Below are 21,010 nucleotides of genomic sequence, written 5' to 3'. Positions count from 1 at the left end.
TGTCCTGTGGCGTCAGCCGCTCGACCTCGGCCGCTTCGGCGGTCGCGGGAAGAACCCGCTGGTCCTGTCCCGGTACTCGGCGAATCCCGGACGCTCCGACATGTGCCGCTCCAGCATGGGCTTTCCGCTGCCGTTCATGAGCAGGTAGCTCATCACGAGCGGAGACAGCACGGTCACCGCGGCAGCCGCGCCGGAGTCGCAGGCCAGCAGGAACAGGCCCCACCAGACGCAGAAGTCGCCGAAGTAGTTGGGGTGCCGGGTCCAGCTCCACAGACCGCGGTCCATGATCCGGCCCCGGTTCGCGGAGTCCGCCTTGAAGCGGGCGAGCTGGTGGTCACCGACCGTCTCGAAGAACATCCCGACCGCCCACAGCGCGACCCCGGCCCACACGAGTCCGCTCAGGGGACCGGACACGTACTGCGCGGCCTGGACGGGCAGCGACACGAGCCACACGAGGGCCCCCTGCAAGAGGTAGACCATGCGCAGCGCGTAGAGGTCGCGGCTGCCGGGGGCCTTGGCGAGCATCGCGTCGTAGCGCGGGTCCTCACCGTGTCCCCGGCCGCGCCACGCGATGTGCGCGGCCAGCCGCAGCCCCCAGACCGCCGTCAGTACGGTGACCAGCAGGCGTCGCCCTTCGTCCCCCTCACCGGCGGACGCGAGGAAGGACACGAGGGCGACGCCGGTGAACCCGATCCCCCAGGCGACGTCCACGACGCGGTGCATGCCCTTGCGGACGGCGACGGCGAAGGTGACGAGCATGACGGTCAGCGCGGCGGCGGCCGCGAATGCGAGGTTCTGGGCGAAGGCCGCCCAGGGGAAGCCGCTCATCGTCCGTCCAGGGCCGTGTACCAGGAGCGCTGCGAGGGCGGCATTCCGCTGTCGCCGCCCGGCGCCGGACGGATGCCGAGGATCTGGTCGACACCCATGCGCCCTTCCTCGAAAGCGAGGGCGCCGCCGACCAGGTACAGCCGCCACACCCGGGCGGTCTCCTCGCCCACGAGCCGGACGAAATCGTCCCAGTGCTCCTCAAGAGTGCGGTGCCAGCCCTCGATCGTACGGACGTAGTGCTCGCGCATCGACTCCACGGACCGCACTTCGAGGCCGGCGTCCTCCAGCAGGCCGACGGTCTGTCCCATGGGTCTCATGTGCATGTCGGGAGCGATGTACGCCTCGATGAACTCGCCCCCGCCCGGGGCGTTGGTCCCCCGTGACATCTGCTGGACGAGGACACGGCCGCGCGGTCGCACCAGGCGGTGCAGGGCGGCGGCGAACGCCGGGTACTCGGCGTCTCCCACGTGCTCGCCCATCTCGACCGTGGCGACCGCGTCGTAGGCTCCGCCGGTGATGTCCCGGTAGTCCTGGCACACCACGTCCACCTGGTGCTCCAGGCCGCGCTCGCGGACCTGTTCCCGGATGTACTCGGCCTGTTCGCGAGCCAGGGTGACCGCGGTGACCTGTGCCTTGTGCTGTTCGGCGGCGTACAGCGTGAGGGAGCCCCAGCCGCAGCCGATGTCGAGCAGCCGGGCGCCGGGGACGAGATCCAGCTTGCGGCAGATCAGTTCCAGCTTCGCCCGCTGGGCGTCGGCGTCGGTGAAGTCCGCCTCGTCATCGGTCCAGTAGCCGCACGAGTACGCCATGGTGTCGTCGAGGAGCAGCCGGTAGAAGTCGTTCGACAGGTCGTAGTGGTGGCTGATGGCGGCCCGGTCGCGGGCCTTGCTGTGCAGGCCGCCCCTCAGGCGTGCCTGTGACGCGGGCGTGGCGGGGCGCGGGCCGACGGCTCCCAGCCGCAGGGCGGTCCCGGCCGCCCGGACGCGGTCGGCGGGGGTGAACCGGGGAGTGTCCGCGCCTCGTTCGCGTGCGGCTCCCCACAGGGTCCGCAGGCCCTGGGCGAGGTCGCCCTCGACATCGAGTTCGCCGGTGACGTAGGCCTGGGCCAGGCCCAGTTCACCGGGCTGCCACAGCAGCCGGCGCAGGGCGCGCCGTGAACGTACGACGATCACGGGGGTGCCGGCGGGGCCGGTCTCGCTGCCGTCCCAGGCGCGCAGCCGGACCGGCAGCCGGCCGCCGAGCGCGTCCTCGGCCAGCGCGGCGAGCCGGTGGGCGGCCCCGGTTCGGGCGGGGCGGGCGGTACTCATCGAGGCGGGTTCTCCTTCGTGAACAGGTAGTGCTGGACGTCGAGGTAGCCGGAGCGGAACCCGGCTTCCGAGTAGGACAGGTAGAAGGTCCACATGCGCCGGAAGGTCTCGTCGAAGCCGAGCGCGTCGACGTCGTCCGCTCGGTCGGTGAAGCGTTCGCGCCACAGGCGGAGGGTCTCCGCGTAGTGCGCGCCGAGGGCGTCGCGGCGGGTGACGCTCAGCCGGGTGTGGTCGCGGACGGTCTCTTCCACCGCCTCGACGGAGGGCACCTGTCCGCCGGGGAAGATGTACTTCTGGATCCAGGTGAAGGTGTGGCGGGCGGCCAGCATCCGTTCGTGCGGCATGGTGATGGCCTGCAGCGCGGCCCGGCCGCCGGGGGCCAGGCGGGCGTCGATGGTGCGGAAGTACACGGGCCAGAACTCCACGCCCACGGCCTCGATCATCTCGACGCTCACCACCGCGTCGTACGTCCCGGTGGCCTCGCGGTAGTCGCACAGTTCGACGGAGACCCGGTCGGCGTGGCCCGCCTCGCGTACCCGCTCGATCGCGAGGTCGCGCTGTTCGCGGGAGAGGGTGAGGGAGGTGACGTGGGCGCCGCGGGCGGCGGCGCGCAGGGCCAGCTCGCCCCAGCCGGTGCCGATCTCCAGCAGCCGGGTGCCCTCGCCGACCTCGGCGAGGTCCAGCAGGCGGTCGATCTTCCGGTGCTGTGCGGTGGCCAGGAGCGGCCAGGTGGCGGGGAAGCCCCGGAACAGGGCCGCCGAGTAGCTGAGGGTCTCGTCGAGGAAGAGGGCGAACAGTTCGTTGGACAGGTCGTAGTGGCGGCTGATGTTGTCGCGGGCGCCACCGGGGGTGTTGCGCTGGGCGCCCGGCTGTTTGGGGGCCCACAGTCCGCGCAGCCGCTGGAGGGGTGCCGGGATCAGCTCCGCCAGGCTGCCCGCGAGGACGGTGAGGGCGGCGACCAGGTCGGGCGCGTCCCACTCCCCCGCCATGTAGGACTCGCCGAAGCCGATCAGCCCCTGGGTTCCGATACGCCCGTGGAACGCCTCGGCGTCGTGGATCTCGACCAGCGGCCCGCCCGCGCCGAGCTGGCTGCCGTCGGGGAACTTCACGCGCAGCGGCAGACGTTCGAGCGCCCTGCGCAGCACGGCCCGGGTGACAGCGGTCCGGGCGCGCGAGGCACCCGGCCGTCCGACGACGTCCGGCCAGAGCTCGGGATCCACGTCCATCCGCCGTCCGGCGATGGAACCGGGCTCCGCTGTCCTCATTCGGCACTCTCCTGGGATCGGTGACGGGGGCGGGGCTGGACGGGCAGTCCCCGCAGGAAAAGGCGTACGCCGTGGACGCGGATGGCGGCCGAGACGGCCGCGGTTGACCACGGGTGGCGCAGTGCCTCGCGCACCAGCGCGCCCGCGGTGGCGGGGCGGCGGGTGCCGTGGACGGTCGCGGTGAACGGCCGGCCGCCGTCGCGCTCCAGCCGCACGCTCAGGTCGAGGCGGCCGTCCGGCGCGGGCAGGCGCATGCGGTAGGCGCCGTCGACGGGGAAGAACGGCGAGACGTAGAACTCCTTGTCGGTGCGCGCCACGCCGGCCTCGTCCGGGGTCAGCAGATAACTGTGCCGCTCCCCGTAGGTGTTGTGGACCTCGGCGACGACACAGCGCAGTTCGCCCTGGGGGTCGTGGCACCAGTAGAGGCTGAGCGGGTTGAAGACGTGGCCCAACACGCGGGCGTGGGCGAGCATCGACACCGGTCCGCCGTCGAGATGGACGCCGCGCGAGGCGAGGAAGCGGTCCAGGCCCTCGCGGATGGTCGGCGCGCCGCCGCCGAAGTGGTCGCGGGCGTCGAATCTGGCCAACGGGCGCAGATACCACGGCAGTTCCGGCGGCCGGTCGGGGTCGATGAGCCACAGGTAGGTGCGGTGGCGCAGGGTGTACCGGGTCGGCGCGGTACGGACGTGGGTGACCGTGGACGGGTACAGGGCGGGAGCGGAAGCCAGGGCGGGGGTCACCAGGTCACCCCCAGAGCCTCGGCCGCCGCCACGCCGGAACGGCAGCCGTCCTCGTGGAAGCCCCAGCCGTGGTAGGCGCCCGCGTACGCGGTGACGGCGCTGTTCAGGTCGGGGAGTCGCCGCTGGGCGGCCACCGACTCGGGTGTGTAGACGGGGTGTTCGTACACCATGCGGGCGAGGACGCGGTCGGGGTCGACGCGGTCCAGGCCGCCCAGGGTGACGACGTACGTCTCGGCCGCGTCGAGGCGCTGGAGCCGGCTCATGTCGTAACTGACCCGGACCCGGTCGGCGTTCGCGGCGCACGACGGCATCAGGTAGTTCCAGGAGGCCCGTGCTCCGCGGGCGCGCGGCAGCGGCGAGGTGTCGGTATGCAGGAGCGTGGTGTTGCGGGAGTAGCGGAACGCGCCGAGCACCTCGCGCTCCTGCTCGGTGGGATCGGCCAGGAGGCGCAGTGCCTGGTCGGGGTGGACGGCCAGCACCACGGAGTCGTACGTGTCCGTGGCGCCGTCCTCGGTGGTGATCTCGACGCGGTCGTGGTGCCGTCGGACGGCACGGACAGGGGTCGAGGTGTGCACCGCGTCGACGTGTTCGGCGACACGGTCCACGTACTCGCGCGAGCCGCCGGTGACGGTGCGCCAGGCCGGTGAGTCGCCGATCGACAGCATTCCGTGGTTCGCCAGGAACCGGAACAGATAGGCGGCCGGATAGCGCTGGGCCGTCTCGGCGTCGCAGGACCACACCGCCGACACCATGGGGGTCATGAAGTGGGCGACGAAGTAGGCGGAGAAGCGGCGCCGGGCCAGGAACTCGCCCAGGGTGAGGGAGCCGTCCCCTCCCCCGGCTCCCGCGTCCGCCTCGGCGAGCAGTCGCCGCGCGGCGCGGTGGAAGACCGGTACTTCGACGAGCATGCGCAGGTACGGGCCCCGCAGCGCGTTCCGGGGCTGGGCGAGGAGTCCGGCGGCGCCCCGCGCGCCCGCGTATTCGAGGCCGCAGCCGTCGCAGCGCACGGACATGCTCATCTCCGACTCCTGCGTGGCGACGCCGAGCTCGGAGAAGAGCCGGAGCAGGTTCGGATAGGTACGGCGGTTGTGGACGATGAAGCCGGAGTCGACGCGGTGCACCCGGCCGTCCGACGACGTCAGTTCATGGGTGTGGGCGTGTCCGCCGAGCCGCTCGTCCGCCTCGTACAGGGACACCCGGTGTTCGCGGCCGAGGACGTACGCGGCGGTGAGTCCGGCGACGCCCGAGCCGACGACCGCCGTGCGACGCCCTGCCCGTTCCGCTCGCCCGGCCCGTTCCACTCGCCCGGTCCGGTCCGTGCGCCCTGGTATGTCCTCCCCGTCCTCCGCCGTGGCGTCGTGTGACGCTGATGCCATCGTGCTTCCTCCCAGCCGTCTCCACTCGGAGTCGTCGTGGGTATTCCGAAGCTGCGGCAGGCACGGATTGGCCGGGTCTCCGACAGGTCGCCCACACCTCTACACATAAGGGATAAATAAGGGCAGAATGTATCTAAGCGGCGTCTACCGCATACCGCACAGTCGCGGTCAGACCTGCAGTGACACCTGCAGAGACAAAGGAGTCGAGCCATGGCCAACGTCTCGAACACCAGAGGTGACATCACCCGGCACCCCGATGTGCCCGAGATGCGGGACCGCTATGCCCGCATGCTCGGTGGTCGCGATGTGGCGCTCGTGGACGGACCGGTTTTCCTGCTCGGTCTGTACTGCGCCGCTTCGCCGTGGATCCTCCACTACACGACGAGCCAGCCCGCCATGGTGACGCACAACCTCATCATGGGTATCGCCATCGGTGCACTGGCCCTCGGATTCACCACGAACCCGGCACGGATGTACGGCCTGAGCTGGGCCATGTGCGCCATGGGCGCGTGGATGATCGTCTCTCCGTGGATCGTGGGCAGTAGCCCCGACGCGGGTGTCGTGCTCAACAACATCGTCATCGGCGTCCTGGCGGTGGTGATGGGGTTCCTCTGCGCGGCCACCTCGTCGAAGAGCACACAGCAGACGTAGCGGGGCTCCCGCACACGTGAGGACGGAAGGCACATCAGGTTCGTCGGCCGGTCCGCGCGCCCACCACCGCGGGCCGGCCGGCATATGCTCCCGCAGCGGGTGTCAGGGAACGAGCCACGGCTCCTGCGGCAGCGGGCTGCCGGTCTCCAGGAGCGACTTCAGGTTGGCCAGGACGGCCGGCCAGCCGATGGAGACCTCCTTGACCGCACTCTCGTCGGCCAGGTCCTCATGGGTGACGGTCAGCCGGACGATGTCACCGTGCGGCCGGATGTCATAGGTGACCCTGGAGTGCTTGTCCCGCTGCCCCTCCTCCTCGGGCGAGGCCCAGGTGGCCACCAGTCGGGTGGGCCGCTCGCTCTCCACGACGGAGCCGACCACGTCGGCGACGCCGGAGCCGTCGATGCGTCGATGCTCCCACCGCGAGCCCGGACGCCAGTCCTCGGAGACGTTGCTGTGGCCCCAGTACGCGGCGGTCAGGTCGGCGTCGGTGAGCGCGTCCCAGACCTTCTCCGGCGTGCTGGCGATGTAGGTGACGTACACGAATGTCGGCTTGTCGGTCATGTCTTCCTCGGCTCGTCGCTTGAGTGCGCTCAGCGCACGAAGGCGCGGACGCTCGAACTTGTCGATCCACCGCTCCTGGATCTCGTGGAGCGGTACGGGATTGAGGTAGTGCAGTTTTTCCCGTCCTCGCCGCACCGTGCTGACCAGGTTGGCCGCCTCCAGTACGGACAGGTGCTGGGTCACCGACTGGCGGGTCATGTCGATGTGCTCGCAGAGCTCGCCCAGCGTCTGCCCACTGTGCTCGTGCAGCCTGTCGAGCAGCCGCCTGCGCGTCCCGTCGGCCAGCGCCTTGAAGACCTGGTCCATGTCCGGACCCCTGGTCGGGCCCGGCTCGCTCTCCGCCTCTGTTCCCTCATCCGATCGCACACTCAACGTTATGCAGGTGATTACCTGCATGTCAATCACCGGCGGCCGGAGGGGCTCGTGGTGGAGTGCGCACGGAGGCGAAATTCGCTGGCCGCGCCCGGCCCGCTCGCCCACACTGTCGCGGTGAGCCGAACTTTCAGCGCGTGGGTGACGTCGGGCGAGGACTTCCTCGGCGTCGCCGGCCCCTTCGCCGTCGACGTACCGAGATGGCCCGAGGTCGAACCGGTCGTCCTGCGACTGCAACGGGCCCTGAACGTACGGGTCCTGGTGCTGCGCCTGCTGTCCGTGGACGGCGGGGAGGGCGGGCGCGACGGCCATGTGACCTACCACGTCGAGGCGTTGGAGCGTCCGCACGTGCTGCTCCAACTGCCCGCGGATCCGGGGTTGCTGGAAGGGGAGCAGGCACTGCGGGCGCCGTGGGCCGACATCGACGGGCTACGGGAACTCCTCGACTGGTCGACACGCACCCTCGCCGCGGCGGGGCGGCCGGTGACCGGCCCGGTGGAACAGCTCCGCACCTGGAACCTGGCCGGGCTCTTCCGGCTGCCGACCGACCGCGGGGCGGTCTGGCTCAAGGCCACCCCGGGCTTCGCCGCGGACGAGGCCGAGGTGATCGCCGCGTTCGCCCGCGTCGACCCGGGGCTGGTGCCGACCGTCGTGGGCTCCGCCGAGGGACGCTTCCTGATGGAGCACATTCCGGGCGAGGACTGCTGGAGGGCGTCGGCGCGGACCGCCGCCTCGGGGGTGAGACGGTTCGTCGCCGCGCAGGCGGTCCTCGCGGAACGCCCGCTGGAGCGGCCTTCCTCCGTACCGGACCGGCGGGTGTCCGTTCTCGCCGAGCGGGTGAGGGAGCTGCTCGACGGGCCTGTCCGCGCCGAGCTCACGGCACAAGAGGTCGGTCTGGCCCGGAAGCTGGCCGATCGCCGGCCGCTGCTGGAGGAGTGCGGCCTGCCGGACACGGTCGTGCACGGCGACTTCCACCCCGGTAACTGGCGTGCCGACGGCGGGCCGCCGGTCGTTGTCGACTTCGCCGACGCACACTGGGGAAACCCGGTCCTGGACGCTCTGCGTCTTTGCTCCTTCCTCCCCGAGCCAGTGCGCGCGAGCGCCGCCCGCGCCTGGGCCGACGCGTGGCGGGAGCAGGTCCCCGGCAGCGATCCGGTCCGCGCCCTGGCCGTCGCCGAACCGCTCGCGCCGCTCGCGTTCGCGGTGCGTTACCAGGAGTTCCTGGACGGCGTCGAACCGTCGGAGCGGGTCTACCACCAGGGCGATCCCGCGGCCGCGATCCGTGAGGCCGTCCGCCGCGCGACCGCTCCCGACCCCTCTCTCGCCGGGCCGGGGCGCACCGTGGCGGTGTGAGCGTGGGACACGCGCTCTTGGCCGCCCACCCGCACGCGGGGCAGGATCACCCCATGGACAGTCCGCTGACACTCGCCGCCCCTGCGCACCTCCGGCTCGAAGGAGAGGGAGTTCACCTGCGCGAATGGTCCCGGGACGACCTGGACGCCCTGATCGCGGTGTACGACGACCCCGAGATCGCCCGCTGGACACCGGTGGCCTCACCGTTCGACCCGCCCGCCGCGCAGGTCTATCTCGCCGAGGCCCAGGAGGCGCGGGCCCAGGGACGCAAGGTGCAGCTCGCGATCACCACGGACGGTGTCCTGCCGAAGGGCGAGGTGCTGCTGTTCCGCAGCAAGGCCGACGAGCGGGACGTCGAGATCGCGTACGGGGTCGGCGCCGCCCACCGTGGCCGGGGTCTGGCCTCCCGGGCCGTCCGGCTGCTGTCCTCCTACGCCGAGCGCCAGACGGGAGCCCGCCGGGTGGTGCTCTGCATCGAGGAGGCCAACACGGCCAGTGCGGCCGTCGCCCGGGCCGCCGGATTCGCCCTCACAGACGACGAGCCCGTCCTCCGGATGTCGCGAGGGCGTGAGATCTCGCTGCGGACGTGGAGTCTCACCAGCAACCCTTGAGAGCCCGCGTCCGCGAAGGCCTGCGTCCGCACGAGGGCGTCCGCACGAGGGGCCCGTGTCCGCGCGGGCTCTAACTCTTCGGGGCCCCTCTCGATCGCGCGGTCCGGGCTGTGCCTGGCAGGCTGCTCACATGGGACTCACGGAGGTGCTGCTCATCGGCGGACGGGCCGGCGTCGGAAAGTCGACGGTCGGCTGGGAGGTGTCGGCACGGCTGCGCAGGGCCGCGGTCGCGCACGCCGTCATCGAGGGCGACTTCATGGGGCAGGTGCATCCGGCGCCGGAGGACGACCCGCACCGGGCCCTCATCACCGAGCGCAATCTGTCGGCGGTGTGGGGGAACTTCGCCGAGCTGGGCCACCGGCGCCTCGTCTACACGAACACCGTGAGCGTGCTGGCCGAGGCGGCGGGCATGTTCGAACGGGCGATCGGCGAGGACGTGCGACTCGTACGGGTGCTTCTCACCGCGACCGACGCCACCGCGGCCAAGCGCCTCAAGGGCCGCGAGATCGGCTCGGAGCTGGAACAGGAGCTGCGGGGCAGCGCGAACAAGGCGCGGCTGCTGGAGGAACGCGTGCCCGCCGACACCGTGCGCGTGGTCACCGACGACCGCGAGGTGATCGACATCGCGCGCGACGTACTGGCGGTCACGGGCTGGGTCCCGCACACCGGCCGCTGAGGCGGAGGAACGGCAACCGGTGAGTCGCGGGAGCGGCTGCCTGTGAGTTGAGAACCACTCGGACTGCACTCGGCTTCGGGGGGCACTCCTATGCGTAAGGAGTACGACGAAGAGGGGCTGAGATGGAGATCTCGGGCATCATCAGTGCCATCGTGATCGGCATTGTCATCGGTGTGCTGGGCCGGCTCGTGGTTCCGGGCCGTCAGCGCATCGGCATTCTGTGGACGATCGCGGTGGGCATCGTGGCCGCACTCATCGGGTCGGTGCTCGCGAACGCGTTCGACGTGGGCGACACCGACGGGGTGGACTGGATCGAGTGGCTGATCCAGATCGGTCTCGCGGCGCTCGGTGTCGCGGCGCTGGACAGGTCGAAGGCGGGCCGCCGCTGACGAGAGCGGTTCGCGGCGCGTTCGGCGCGGCAGCCTGTGAAGAGTTCTTGCAGGACGTCTCCGTCATGGCCGGCGTCTGCGGGTTTCCCCGCAGTTCGCGTTCGGCCGTGCCGGAGACGTCCTGTTTCAGCGAAGCTCGGGCGGCAGCTCGGGTTACGGCGCCGGGTGGACGTACGGGACGGTCGTGGTGAGCGGGGCGAAACCCAGGCGCTGGAGAATGGGGCGGCTCTGGTCGGAGGCGTCGACCTGGAGGTAGGGGTAGCCGCGGTCGACGGCGATACGGGCCCGGTGGGCGACCATCGCGCGGTAGATGCCGCGGCCCCGCCAGGCCTCGACCGTGCCGCCGCCCCACAGGCCCGCGAACCGGGTGCCGGGGATGAGTTCCATCCGGGCCGAGCTCACCGGGACGCCGTCGGCGAGGGCCACGATCACGACCACGGTGTCCGGGGCGTCGTCGAGCTGGGCGAGCAGCTGGTGGCGCAGCCCGGCGCCGGACGTGCCGAAGGCCTGTTCGTGGACGTCGACCACGAGGTCGACGCCGGCGGCGTCGGTGACGGGCCGCAGCTCGACACCCGCCGGTGGTTCGGCGTCGAGATCCAGCTCGGCGGCCTCGATGATCATCAAGGTCTCGGCCGGCTCAGGGGTGAACCCGGCGGCCAGCAGGCGCTGCCCCAGATCGTGCGGCCGGTCGTGCCCGTACAGCTTCCACTCGAACTCGCGGCCGAGCCCCGCGAAATGGCGGGTCTGTTCGGCGATCGCCGCGTCCGCGTCGGACTCCGTGAGGTCCGACCAGAGCACCCCGTTCCAGCCCTGCTCGGAACCCACGTGCCGGACCACCCCGCCGACGCGCTCCACCACGGAGTCGGGGCCGAAGGGGCGCGCGCCCTCACGCATGTCCCGGTCGAACAGTGCCAGTACCGCTTCGTGATCCATCCGGCCACTCCAGCATCCGCGGACCGATCGGGCAACGGAGTTTCGGCGGCCGCGCGCCCCTGGGGCCAGGCGGTCAGAGGAGGGTCGGCTGCAGGGCTCCCTCGTGCGTGAGCAGCCGGACCTTGCGCTCGACACCGCCGGCGTAGCCGCGCATGGACCCGTCCGCGCCGATCACACGGTGGCAGGGGCGGACGAGGAGCAGCGGGTTCGCACCGATCGCCGCGCCCAGGGCCTGGATCCGCTCGCGGGGCAGCCCGAGCCGCTCCGCGAGCGCGCCGTACGTGGTCGACGTACCGTAGGGAATCTCCTCCAGGGCGTGCCACACACGCCGCTGGAAATCCGTACCGGTCGGGGTGAACTCGATGTCGAACCGGGTGAGTTCACCGGCGAAGTAGGCGGTCAGCTGTCGTCCGACGTCGGCGAGACGGCTGGGGTCCCGCCGCCGACCGGCCCTCGGTGCGGGGGCGTCGCGCTGTCCCGGCATGGACAGCGACGTCAGTGTCGTCGCACCGTCCGGGGTCTCCTCGCCGACCAGCAGCAGTTCGCCCAGTGGGCTGTCGATCGTCGTCCAGGCGGTCATCGTCGCCTCCCTTTCCTGCGGTTTCGTGCCACTTCCCATGATGGGCGGGCACGATCACGGATGCTGGCGGGATTCGGACGCGGACCCGACCGGGGGGGGAGACCGCTCGGACCGGCGGGCGAGGCCGCTCGAACCGGGGGCGAGAGCGCTCGAACCGGCGGGGCTTGCCTTCACACTGATGTGAGTGTTCCAGCCTGGTCCGATGACGACCGCCTCTGTCTCCGGTGGCGCCGGCACGCCCGCCGCTCCCCCGCCCCGGCTTCCGCTCTCCGGGCTGCTCGCGCTGTCCACGGCCGCCTTCACCGCCGTGCTGACGGAACTCCTTCCGGCCGGCCTGCTGCCCCGGATGGCGCCGGATCTCGGGGTCTCCGAGGCACGGGTCGGCTATCTGGTGACCGGCTACGCGCTCGCGTCGTTCCTCGCCGCGATCCCGCTCACGGCCGCCCTGCGGGGTCTGCCCCGGCGCCCCGTCCTCATCGGCGCGCTCCTCGGCTTCGCGGCGGCCGACACCGTCACCGCGCTGTCCTCGTCGTACGGGCTGACGTTCGCGGCGCGGCTGACGGCCGGGGTGATGGGCGGCACGCTGTGGGCCATGCTCGTCGGGTACGCGGCCCGGATGGTGCCCGCGGAGCGGCGCGGCCGGGCCATCGCCGTCGTGCTGGCGGGCATCACACTCGCCCTCTCCCTGGGCCTTCCCGCGGGCACGGCGCTGGCCGACGCGCTCGGCTGGCGTGCCGCGTTCGCGGCGCCCGCGGTGTCGGCCGTGCTGCTCGTGGTGTGGGTACGGCGCCGGGTGCCGGGCTTTCCCGGTGAACCGCCCGCGGAGCGTGTGCCGTTGCTCCGCGTCGCCGCGCTGCCCGGGATCGGCACGGTGCTGTCCGTCACGCTGACGCTGCTCGTCGGCCATCAGGTGATGTACACGTACGTCGCGCCCTTCGCAAAGGACGCCGGTTTCGGCCGTACGGGCCTGGTGCTGCTGGTGTTCGGGGTCGCGACCGTCGCCGGGATCTGGCTCACCGGCGCCCTGGTCGACCGGCACCTGCGGCGGACCCTGCTGGGAGCGCTGGCCCTGCTCGCGGCCGCGATGCTCGCGCTGGGCTCCTGGGCCGGGCATGCCGCCGTCCTGCTGACCGCGGTCGCCCTGTGGGGTGTGGCGTTCGGCGGTGCGCCGACGCTGGTCCAGACCGCCCTGGTCGACGCCTCGGGCACCGCGAACGCCGACGTGGCCACCTCGCTGCAGACCACCGTCTACAACGCGGGCATCGCGGCCGGTTCCCTCACCGGCGGTCTGATCCTGGGGAGTTCGGACTCCGAGGCCCTTCCCTGGACGACGCTCCTGCTGATCACGGTGACGTTGCTGACCGTCGCCGCGGGCCACCGCCGTGCGTTTCCGCCGGGACGCCCCTCTGACGTGCGAGCGGACTTGAGAGCGAACGCGGGGCACGACTGAGCCGTACGTGAGGGGGCAGGCGGGAGAGATCGGCTCACCGTCACCGAGGCCAGGAGATGTGGTGTCGCACGACCTGTCAGCCCCCGCACCGACCGCGCCACGGAAAGGCCTGACCGAGGTCCTGGCCGAGCCGGCGTCCCCGGCCAGGTCGGCGTCCGCCCGCCGGGATCCGTACTTCGACAACGCGAAGTACCTCACCATCGTGCTGGTGGCCTGCGGTCACGCCTGGGAACCCCTGACCCACGGGAGCCGGTTCGCGACCGCCGCGTATCTGACCGTCTACGCCTTCCACATGCCCGCGTTCGCGCTCGTCTCCGGCTATTTCTCGCGGAGCTTCGACATGGCGCCCGGCCGGGTGCGCCGGCTCCTGACGAGCGTCGTCGTGCCGTATCTGGTGTTCGAGACCGCGTACACACTGTTCTACCGGTGGGCGCAGGACGATCCCGGCTATCCGCTGAGTCTGCTGGACCCGTGGTACGTGATGTGGTTCCTGCTCGCGCTCTTCGTCTGGCGCATCACCACACCGATCTGGCTGACACTGCGTCACCCGGTGCCAATCGCACTGGGGTTGGCCGTGCTGGCCGCCGTCTCACCGGATCTGGGCGGAGACATCTCCATCCAACGGGTGCTGGGATTCCTGCCGTTCTTCGTGCTCGGCCTCACCCTGCGCGCCGAGCACTTCGAACGGCTGCGGACCCGGCGCGTACGGCTGCTCGCGCTGCCGGTGGGAGCGGCGGCACTGGTCACGGCGTACCTGGTGGCGCCCTGGTTCAGCGCCGGGTGGCTCTACCACCGGGGCAGTGTCACGGGCCAGGGCGCGCCGAACTGGGTGGGGCTGTTCAGCACTCCGGCGCTGTTCTGCCTCGCCCTGGTCCTGACGGCCTGCTTCCTGTCCTGGGTTCCCGGCCGGCACCTGTGGTTCACGGCACTGGGCGCGGGCACGATGTACGGCTATCTGCTGCACGGTTTCGTCATCAAGGCCTCCCGCTTCTGGGACTGGTACGACCACCCCTGGCTGCACACCGCGCCGGGCGAACTGGCCGTCACCGCCGCCGCCGTGGGCCTCATCACCGCACTGTGCTCCGGTCCGGTCCGCACGGTGTTCCGGTTCGTCGTCGAGCCACGCGTGGAGTGGATGTTCAGCCGCGACAACGAGGACCGGCCCGGCCTGACCAAATCAGGCCGGGGCTAGCCGAGTTCCAGTGTCGTGACTCCGTACACGCGGTCCGTGGCGTACGGCCGGACGGGACCGGTGTACATACGGGCCGTCTCGAACGACGGGGTGAGGCCGTGCTCCTCGGCCAGGGCGACGGCCGCCGTGTGCGTCTCGGGGATGTCGATGGAGACCCGTCGGCCCTCGGCTTCGCCGATCAACGCGGCGAACAGGGCACGGGCGTCGTCCGGGGTGTCCGCGAACAGCGGGCCGATGCGCGGGGAGCCGGCGGTGGGCCGGATCACGCCGTAGCCGGTGAGCCGCCCGTCGACGACCCGGACCAGGGCACGGTGCCCGGTGGCGCAGAGCCAACTCTCCACGAACTGCGGGCGGTCGGCCGGGTGACAGCCGCTGTCGTACGCGATGACCGCCTTGAGGTCGCTGTCCTCGGCGCCGCGGACGCCGGTGGCGCCGGCAGGGGCGGCACCCGGTGTCGGGACTCCGCCGAACCGGAAGGTCTTGTAGGCGAGTTCGAATCCCGACTGCCGGTAGTTGCCCTGCTGTGCGACCACGCCGTCGAGTCCGACGGTCCGTCCGCCCGCGTGGGCCAGGGCCGTTCTCCAGGTGGTGATTCCGTAACCGCGACCGCGCAGGTCCGGGCGGACGAGGTAACAGCCCAGAAAGGCGTAATCGGCACCGTAGTTGACGACGGAGATCGCCGAGACCGGCTCGCCGTCGATCCGGCCGAGGAAGAAGCCCTCGGGGTCCTGGGCGAAGAAGCTCGGCCCGTCCGACACTCCCGGATCCCATCCCTCGGCCGCCGCCCATGCCTTGATCACCGGCCAGTCGTCGAGCGAGGCCCGGGTGACGACGAGACCTGCGGGGCTCGGAGAGGTCATCGATGCGCTCCGTTCGGGGGTTCGGGGCCCGCACGTTCGGGGCTCACGGGTGCGGGGTCCGCGCCTTCGGGGCTCACGGGTTCGCGGGTTCGTGGGTGCGCGGGTCGTCGGAAGGAAGGTGGAGAGACGGATGCGGCCCTCGGCGTCACACGCTCGCACACGGAAGGCCCCGCCGGTCGCGGTGACCGGTGGAGCCTTCCGTTCGAAGGTGTCGCTCGGCCGGAGATCGACGCCTCGCTCACGTCCGACACCGGTTCAGCGCGCCTGCTTCAGCGCTCCTGCTTCGGCACGCCTGCTTCGGCGCGTCGGCGGATTCGGGTCAGCGCCCGTCCCGGCGCCCCGACCGCCGCTGTACGGCGGCGGGCCGGAAGCGGCCGTACAGCGCGGCTCCGCCCAGCATCAGCGCGGCGCTCGCGGCGGCCGTCGGACCCATGAGGTCCGTGCCGGTCTGGGCGAGGGCGGCCTTGGGGACACCCTGCGGCAGGATCTGCGGCCCCTCCGCCTCCACCGGGTCGGCAGGGTCGGCCGGGTCCGCGGGGTCGGTGGGCCGCTCCGACGGCTGGGCGGGCTTCGGGCCGGACGGCGTGTCCGGGAGCTGCGGCCCGTCCGCCGAGGTGTTCGTGGATTCGTTGCCGACAGAGGGGTTGCCGATGCCCACGACGCTCACCGAGTTGCCGGTGATGTTCACGGGAAGCTGGACCGGGAGGTGCACACCGTTGCCGGAGATCAGGCCCGGTGAATCCTTCTCGGCACCCTCGGCGACCGCTCCCGCGGAGCCGTGGTGGTCGCCTCCCTTGCCGTCGCCGCCCTCGTTGGCGCAGCTGTTGCCCGCCGCGGGGTTGAGGAGGCCGACCACGTTCACGGTGTTCCCGCACGCGTTCACCGGAACGTGTACCGGGAGCTGAATGGTGTTGCCGGAGATCACACCGGGCGAGTCGGCCGTGCCACCGTCGGCCGCGGAGTCCGCGTACACCGGCATCGTCACGGCCACGGCGCCGGAGGCGGCGGCCACGATGATCAAACCACTTCGGGCAACCCGTTTCATCGGTTCCCTGCCTTCCAGACATGGTCGCGAGCAGGCGCCCGCACCGTTTAAACGCGGGCAAACCACGCAGGTTATGGCCGATCCGGCAAACGCCCCCTTCGAGCGGATGTCGAACAGATACCGGACGGGTGCCGGACGGGTGCGGGACAGGTGTCGGACGGCTGCTGGATCAAGACCGCCTGGATACCGGGTGAGTGCCGAGTGGGCGGCGGAGGGTAAGGCCTGTTTCGCCCGTTCGCTCGCCGGGAGGCGTGGCCGCAGGTGCCCCCTTATCGTGATCGAGGGGGAATCCCCGGCCGCGGGCCGGGGCGTCCCGGGAGGCCTGATGCTGAGCACGCACCAACGCCGCGCCTTCACCTGCGCCATGACGCTGGCCCTGCTGGGAGCAGGGCTGCCGTCGGTGGCCGCGGCCGCCGCCGACCGACCCGACCTGTCCCGCTTCCACGACCAGACGATCAAATGGGCGGCCTGCCCGGGCGACGGACTGCCCGACGGCCTGCAGTGCGGGAAGGTGACCGTCCCCGTCGACTACACGAAACCCGACGACGGGACGCTCGACCTGGCCATGGCCAGATTCCGGGCGACCGGCGAATCCCGAGGTTCGGTGCTGCTCAACTTCGGCGGTCCCGGCGGTCCGGGAGTGGGCGAACTCGCCGACGGCGGCGACGACTTCATGGGCCTCACGAACGGCTATGACGTGGTGACCTTCGATCCGCGCGGTGTCGGCCGGAGTTCCCCGGTCAGCTGCGGCGAGGGAATGGACGAAGCGCCGGACGCCACCGACCCCGATGCCGAGTCCGGCTCCGGCTCCGGCTCCGGCTCCCACGAGGAATCAGAGGCGGGGGCGGAGACGGGCGCGGACGAGAGCAGCGATCCGCAGGCCGCTCTCGAAGTGCTGCGCAAGCTCGCCGCGGAATGCGCCGAGCACTCCGGGCCGGTGCTGCCCCACATCGGTACGGTCGACGCCTCGCGCGACCTCGACGTGATGCGCGCGGCCCTCGGCGACAAGAAGCTCAACTACCTCGGCTTCTCGTACGGAACGCGGCTGGGCGCGGTGTACGCGGCCCAGTTCCCCGAGAACACCGGCCGCATGGTCCTCGACGGCGTGGACACCCTCACCGAACCGCTGAGCAAACAGGGCGTCGTCGGCGCCCAGGGCCAGCAGACCGCCCTGGAGGACTTCCTCGACTGGTGCACGGAGGACGTCAACTGCGCGTTCGGCCAGGACCCGCGCTCGGCCCGGGAGGAGGTGGTCCGGCTGATCGGCTCGCTGGACGAGGACCCGGTGCCCTCGGACTTCGGCATACCGTTCTCCGGCCAGGACCTGGTGGGCGCCATAGGGCAGGCCCTCTACAGCAAGGAACTGTGGCCCGCCCTCTCGCAGGCGCTCACCTCGCTGGTCCAGGACGGGGACACCCGGGGCATCATGGGGTTCTACGTCGGCGGCAGCGCGCTCCCCCACGACAACGGAGACCAGGGAAGGGGCGGAGCCGATGGCGGCCTCGTCGACGAGGGAGAGATCCCCCTCGACAACCTCCCGGCCGCGCTCATGGCCATCAACTGCGCCGACGACCCCGACCGGCCCACCGCAGACCGGATCACCGAGACCCTCGACGGGCTGCGTGCCGAGTACGAGCAGGCGTCACCGGTCTTCGGCCGCTACCGGCTCGCCCAGGCCCTGATGTGCTACGGACGCCCCAAGGGCACCACGTACATCCGCGACGAGGTCCGGGACGTCGACACACCGAAGATGCTCCTCGTCGGCACCCGTGGCGACCCCGCCACGCCGTACCGCTGGACCACGGAGACCGCGGACCGGCTCGGCCCGTCGGCCGTCGTCCTCGACAACAAGGGCGAGGGCCACACCGGTTACTCCTCCTCGAAGTGCGTGCACCGGAAGGTCGACGACTTCCTGCTGTACGGGCGACTGCCGGCCGACGGCCAATCGTGCGGCTCGGAGGAGTGAGCCACGTGCAGGGAGGGGTGGGGCGGTTCAGAAGTCGACCGGATTGCGCACGATCGGGCATGTCATGCAGTGCCCGCCGCCCCGCCCTCGTCCCAGTTCGGCGCCGACGATGGTGATGACCTCGACACCCGCCTTGCGCAACAGGGTGTTGGTCTGTGTGTTGCGGTCGTACGTGAACACCACGCCGGGCTCCAGCGCGACGGCGTTGTTCCCGCTGTCCCACTGCTGCCGCTCCGAGGCGTAGACGTCGCCGCCCGTCTCGACGACCCGCAGGGCGGCGAGCCCCAGGGCCTTCGCCACGACGTCCACGAAGGGGCGGGAGCCCTCGTCGGTCAGTTCGATGCCGGGCGCCTTGTCTGCGGGCCGCAGGGAGAAGGTGTGGACCCCGTCCATGATGGTCGGGTACAGCGTCACCAGGTCCCGGTCGGCGAAGGTGAAGACGGTGTCGAGGTGCATCGCGGAGCGCAGTTTGGGCATGCCCGCCACGATGACGTGCTCGGCGGCCCCGTTGGCGAACAGGGCGGCCGCGACCTGGGTGATCGCCTGGCGGGAGGTGCGCTCGCTCATGCCCATGAGGACCACGCCGTTGCCGACGGGCATGATGTCGCCGCCCTCGAACGTGGCCTGGCCCCAGTCGAGTTCGGGGTCCCCCCACCACACGGAGGAGCCCCGGTAGTCCGGGTGGAAGGTGTAGATCGCCTTCATGAGGAGCGTCTCGTCGTGCCGGGCTGGCCAGTACAGCGGATTGAACGTGAGTCCCCCGTACAGCCAGCAGGTGGTGTCCCGGGTGTAGAGGGTGTTCGGCAGCGGCGGCATCAGGTACTCGCGTACGCCGGTCGATTCGCGGGCCAGGGCGACGTAGCCGTCGCGGAACTCGTCGGGCAGGTCGACGGTGCTCAGGCCGCCGATCAGGTGTTCGGCGAGCCTGCGGGGTTCCAGCGACTCCAGGAAGGCGCGGGTGTCGTCGAGGAGTCCGAGGCCGACCTCGTTCGCGGTGATCTTGCGGTCGAGCAGCCAGGTGCGCGCTTCCGGGTCGGCCATGGTCTGCGCGAGCAGGTCGTGCAGTTCGACGACGTCGACGTCCCGCTCGCGCATCTTGTTGACGAAGTCGGCGTGGTCGCGCTGGGCGTTCTCCACCCACATGACGTCGTCGAAGAGCAGGTCGTCGGAGTTGGTGGGGGTGAGTCTGCGGTGGGCGAGGCCGGGCGCGCAGACCAGTACCTTGCGCAGTCTGCCGACCTCGGAGTGGACGCCGTACGCGGGCCGGGGCGGGGTGTCCTGTCTGGTCACGGTCTGCCTTTCGCGGAGTCGGGAGCGGCCACCGGGCGGCCTTGACCGAGTTCTGTGGTGTCACTTGATCGAGTGCTGCGGTGTCAGAGGCTGATCCAGCCCGTCGCGAGGGCCACGACACCCACGACGGCCCCGGCTACCGAGACCGTGAGGACGACGAGTTCGCGGGGCGAGAAGAGCCGTCTGCCCTGCTCGCGGCGGGCCATGACGAACAGGACCGTGGCGGGCGCGTAGATGATGAGGGACACGAGGAGGTACTTCAGGCCGGCCGCGTAGAGCAGGAACGCGGTGTAGAAGGTGGCCAGGGCGGCGATGGGGAGGTCCCACCGGCCCGCGCCGCCGGACCGGGCGACCTTCACCGCGAAGGCGGCGGCCAGCAGGAACGGGATGAGGGTCAGGGCGCTGGTCAGATCCAGCGCGAAGTTGAACGCGTCGTCCGAGAAGAGGGTGACGACGAGCACGATCTGGGTGAGGACGGTGGTCATCACCAGGGCCGGTACGGGCACGTCGGCCGCCGTGGAGCGCCCCAGGAAGCGGGGCATGTCCTCGTCCTTCGAGGCGACGAAGAGCACTTCGGCGGCCATGAGGGTCCAGGCGAGGTAGGCGCCGAGGACGGAGATGATCAGTCCGACGCTGACGAACACCTTGCCCCAGGTGCCGACCGCCTCCTCCAGGACACCCGCCATGGAGGGCTGCCGCAGCTCGGCGATCTCGCTCATCGGCAGGATGCCGTACGACACGATGGTGACCGAGGCGAAGATCGCGAAGACGGAGAGGAAGCCCAGGACGGTCGCGCGGCCGACGTCCTCGCGGCGCTTGGCGTGCCGGGAGTAGACGCTGGCGCCCTCGACCCCGAGGAACACGAAGACCGTTGCCAGCATGGTGCCCTTGACCTGCTGGAACAGTGAGCCGGCGTAGTCGGCCCCGGCGAAGTTCTCGGCGAAGACGTGCGGCTTGAGGCAGAACAGCGCGATGAGGACGAAGACCAGGATGGGCACGACCTTGGCGACCGTGACGATCCGGTTGATGGCCGCGGCCTCCTTCACTCCACGGCTGATGAGCAGGAAGAACGCCCAGAGACCGGCCGAGGAGAGCAGCATGGCGAGGACGGTGTCGCCGTCGCCGAGCGCCGGGGCGATGGCCCCGATCGTCGACATGATCAGCACCCAGTACGTGACGTTGCCGACGCAGGCGCTCGCCCAGTAGCCGAAGGCGGCGAAGAAGCCGAGGTACTCGCCGAAGCCCGCCTTCGCGTAGGCGTAGACACCGGCGTCGAGGTCGGGTCTGCGCAGCGCCAGCCGCTGGAAGACGAAGGCCAGCATGAGCATTCCGGTGCCGGCCACCGCCCACGCGATGAGCGCGCCGGCCACGCCGGTCTCCTGGCCGAAGCGCCGGGGCAGCGAGAAGACACCCGCACCGACCATGGAGCCGACGACCATCGTGGTCAGCGTGGGCAGGGTCAGTTTGGCTGCGGATGTCCGGGACTCGGTCCCGGTCCCGTTTCCGGTCTCGGCCTGGCTCATATGGGTCCTCGGGCGTGGCGGGGAGACACGAGGCGACTGCCC

At 71.2% G+C, this 21,010-nt stretch carries 20 protein-coding genes; 8 read left to right on the top strand and 12 right to left on the bottom strand.

The genetic code is table 11. The features are described from left to right. Window positions 1-12: 12 nt before the first annotated feature. The 5 genes from OHS59_RS40430 to OHS59_RS40410 are packed head-to-tail and all read right to left on the bottom strand — an operon-like array spanning window position 13 to window position 5,516. Window positions 13-828, bottom strand: a complete 816-nt coding sequence (locus OHS59_RS40430; protein ID WP_328498301.1) for a DUF1295 domain-containing protein — start codon at window positions 826-828, stop codon at window positions 13-15. Further along, window positions 825-2,135: a cyclopropane-fatty-acyl-phospholipid synthase family protein gene (locus tag OHS59_RS40425; RefSeq protein WP_328498300.1), complete on the bottom strand. Its 1,311-nt coding sequence runs from the start codon at window positions 2,133-2,135 to the stop codon at window positions 825-827. The genes OHS59_RS40430 and OHS59_RS40425 overlap by 4 nt, the downstream gene beginning before the upstream one ends. Beyond that, a complete protein-coding gene (locus OHS59_RS40420; protein ID WP_328498299.1) occupies window positions 2,132-3,400 on the bottom strand; it encodes a cyclopropane-fatty-acyl-phospholipid synthase family protein in 1,269 nt (422 codons plus the stop codon). Before OHS59_RS40420 ends, OHS59_RS40425 begins: the two co-directional genes overlap by 4 nt. After that, complete coding sequence (locus OHS59_RS40415; RefSeq protein WP_328498298.1) at window positions 3,397-4,140, bottom strand: DUF1365 domain-containing protein; 744 nt, start codon at window positions 4,138-4,140, stop codon at window positions 3,397-3,399. Before OHS59_RS40415 ends, OHS59_RS40420 begins: the two co-directional genes overlap by 4 nt. Beyond that, the gene (locus tag OHS59_RS40410) at window positions 4,137-5,516 is read right to left on the bottom strand and encodes an NAD(P)/FAD-dependent oxidoreductase (protein WP_328498296.1); all 1,380 of its coding nucleotides are present in this window, start codon (window positions 5,514-5,516) and stop codon (window positions 4,137-4,139) included. Before OHS59_RS40410 ends, OHS59_RS40415 begins: the two co-directional genes overlap by 4 nt. A 210-nt stretch (window positions 5,517-5,726) precedes the next feature. On the opposite strand from OHS59_RS40410, the gene OHS59_RS40405 reads away from it, so the two are divergent. Then, window positions 5,727-6,167 carry an SPW repeat protein gene (locus tag OHS59_RS40405; RefSeq protein WP_328498295.1) on the top strand — a complete coding sequence of 147 codons (441 nt, stop codon included), beginning with the start codon at window positions 5,727-5,729 and terminating at the stop codon, window positions 6,165-6,167. Window positions 6,168-6,269: 102 nt separating this feature from the next. Here the strand turns inward: OHS59_RS40405 and OHS59_RS40400 are convergent, their stop codons facing one another. Next, window positions 6,270-7,034 carry an ArsR/SmtB family transcription factor gene (locus tag OHS59_RS40400; protein WP_328498294.1) on the bottom strand — a complete coding sequence of 255 codons (765 nt, stop codon included), beginning with the start codon at window positions 7,032-7,034 and terminating at the stop codon, window positions 6,270-6,272. 183 nt (window positions 7,035-7,217) lie between these two features. Between OHS59_RS40400 and OHS59_RS40395 the strand changes: the two genes are divergently transcribed. The 4 genes from OHS59_RS40395 (at window position 7,218) to OHS59_RS40380 (ending at window position 10,129) form a co-directional block, all read left to right on the top strand. After that, entirely contained in the window at window positions 7,218-8,453 is a 1,236-nt protein-coding gene (locus OHS59_RS40395; protein ID WP_328498293.1) for an aminoglycoside phosphotransferase family protein, read from the top strand. Window positions 8,454-8,506: 53 nt separating this feature from the next. Next, window positions 8,507-9,064: a GNAT family N-acetyltransferase gene (locus OHS59_RS40390; protein ID WP_328498292.1), complete on the top strand. Its 558-nt coding sequence runs from the start codon at window positions 8,507-8,509 to the stop codon at window positions 9,062-9,064. A 130-nt stretch (window positions 9,065-9,194) separates the two neighbouring features. Beyond that, window positions 9,195-9,740 (top strand): hypothetical protein, encoded by a 546-nt coding sequence (locus OHS59_RS40385; RefSeq protein WP_328498291.1) that lies wholly within the window; start codon window positions 9,195-9,197, stop codon window positions 9,738-9,740. Window positions 9,741-9,862: 122 nt separating this feature from the next. Next, window positions 9,863-10,129, top strand: coding sequence for a GlsB/YeaQ/YmgE family stress response membrane protein (locus tag OHS59_RS40380; protein ID WP_328498290.1), 267 nt, complete (start codon window positions 9,863-9,865; stop codon window positions 10,127-10,129). 153 nt (window positions 10,130-10,282) lie between these two features. Here the strand turns inward: OHS59_RS40380 and OHS59_RS40375 are convergent, their stop codons facing one another. Together OHS59_RS40375 and OHS59_RS40370 are read right to left on the bottom strand one after the other, a co-directional pair. Further along, window positions 10,283-11,062 carry a GNAT family N-acetyltransferase gene (locus OHS59_RS40375; protein WP_328498289.1) on the bottom strand — a complete coding sequence of 260 codons (780 nt, stop codon included), beginning with the start codon at window positions 11,060-11,062 and terminating at the stop codon, window positions 10,283-10,285. Between the two features lie 73 nt (window positions 11,063-11,135). Continuing rightward, a complete protein-coding gene (locus tag OHS59_RS40370) occupies window positions 11,136-11,642 on the bottom strand; it encodes a methylated-DNA--[protein]-cysteine S-methyltransferase (protein ID WP_328498287.1) in 507 nt (168 codons plus the stop codon). Window positions 11,643-11,844: 202 nt separating this feature from the next. Between OHS59_RS40370 and OHS59_RS40365 the strand changes: the two genes are divergently transcribed. Continuing rightward, complete coding sequence (locus tag OHS59_RS40365; RefSeq protein ID WP_328498286.1) at window positions 11,845-13,092, top strand: MFS transporter; 1,248 nt, start codon at window positions 11,845-11,847, stop codon at window positions 13,090-13,092. A 61-nt stretch (window positions 13,093-13,153) separates the two neighbouring features. Next, on the top strand, window positions 13,154-14,284 hold the full coding sequence (locus OHS59_RS40360; RefSeq protein ID WP_443061582.1) for an acyltransferase family protein: 1,131 nt from the start codon (window positions 13,154-13,156) through the stop codon (window positions 14,282-14,284). On the opposite strand, the gene OHS59_RS40355 is transcribed toward OHS59_RS40360, so the two are convergent. Together OHS59_RS40355 and OHS59_RS40350 are read right to left on the bottom strand one after the other, a co-directional pair. Further along, a complete protein-coding gene (locus OHS59_RS40355) occupies window positions 14,281-15,144 on the bottom strand; it encodes a GNAT family N-acetyltransferase (protein ID WP_328498285.1) in 864 nt (287 codons plus the stop codon). The two genes, OHS59_RS40360 and OHS59_RS40355, sit on opposite strands and share 4 nt — an antisense overlap. Window positions 15,145-15,463: 319 nt before the next feature. Next, window positions 15,464-16,189 (bottom strand): chaplin, encoded by a 726-nt coding sequence (locus OHS59_RS40350; protein WP_328498283.1) that lies wholly within the window; start codon window positions 16,187-16,189, stop codon window positions 15,464-15,466. 325 nt (window positions 16,190-16,514) lie between these two features. Between OHS59_RS40350 and OHS59_RS40345 the strand changes: the two genes are divergently transcribed. After that, complete coding sequence (locus tag OHS59_RS40345) at window positions 16,515-18,155, top strand: alpha/beta hydrolase (protein ID WP_328498282.1); 1,641 nt, start codon at window positions 16,515-16,517, stop codon at window positions 18,153-18,155. Between the two features lie 27 nt (window positions 18,156-18,182). On the opposite strand, the gene OHS59_RS40340 is transcribed toward OHS59_RS40345, so the two are convergent. Both OHS59_RS40340 and OHS59_RS40335 read right to left on the bottom strand, forming a co-directional pair. Beyond that, window positions 18,183-19,445: an arginine deiminase gene (locus OHS59_RS40340; protein ID WP_328498281.1), complete on the bottom strand. Its 1,263-nt coding sequence runs from the start codon at window positions 19,443-19,445 to the stop codon at window positions 18,183-18,185. Window positions 19,446-19,528: 83 nt separating this feature from the next. Next, the gene (locus OHS59_RS40335; RefSeq protein ID WP_328498279.1) at window positions 19,529-20,968 is read right to left on the bottom strand and encodes a basic amino acid/polyamine antiporter; all 1,440 of its coding nucleotides are present in this window, start codon (window positions 20,966-20,968) and stop codon (window positions 19,529-19,531) included. Window positions 20,969-21,010 lie beyond the last annotated feature (42 nt).

This window comes from Streptomyces sp. NBC_00414 (assembly GCF_036038375.1).
GTDB lineage: Bacteria > Actinomycetota > Actinomycetes > Streptomycetales > Streptomycetaceae > Streptomyces.
Note: the sequence above shows the minus strand (reverse complement) of the source record. Positions and strands in the feature narration are given on the sequence as shown.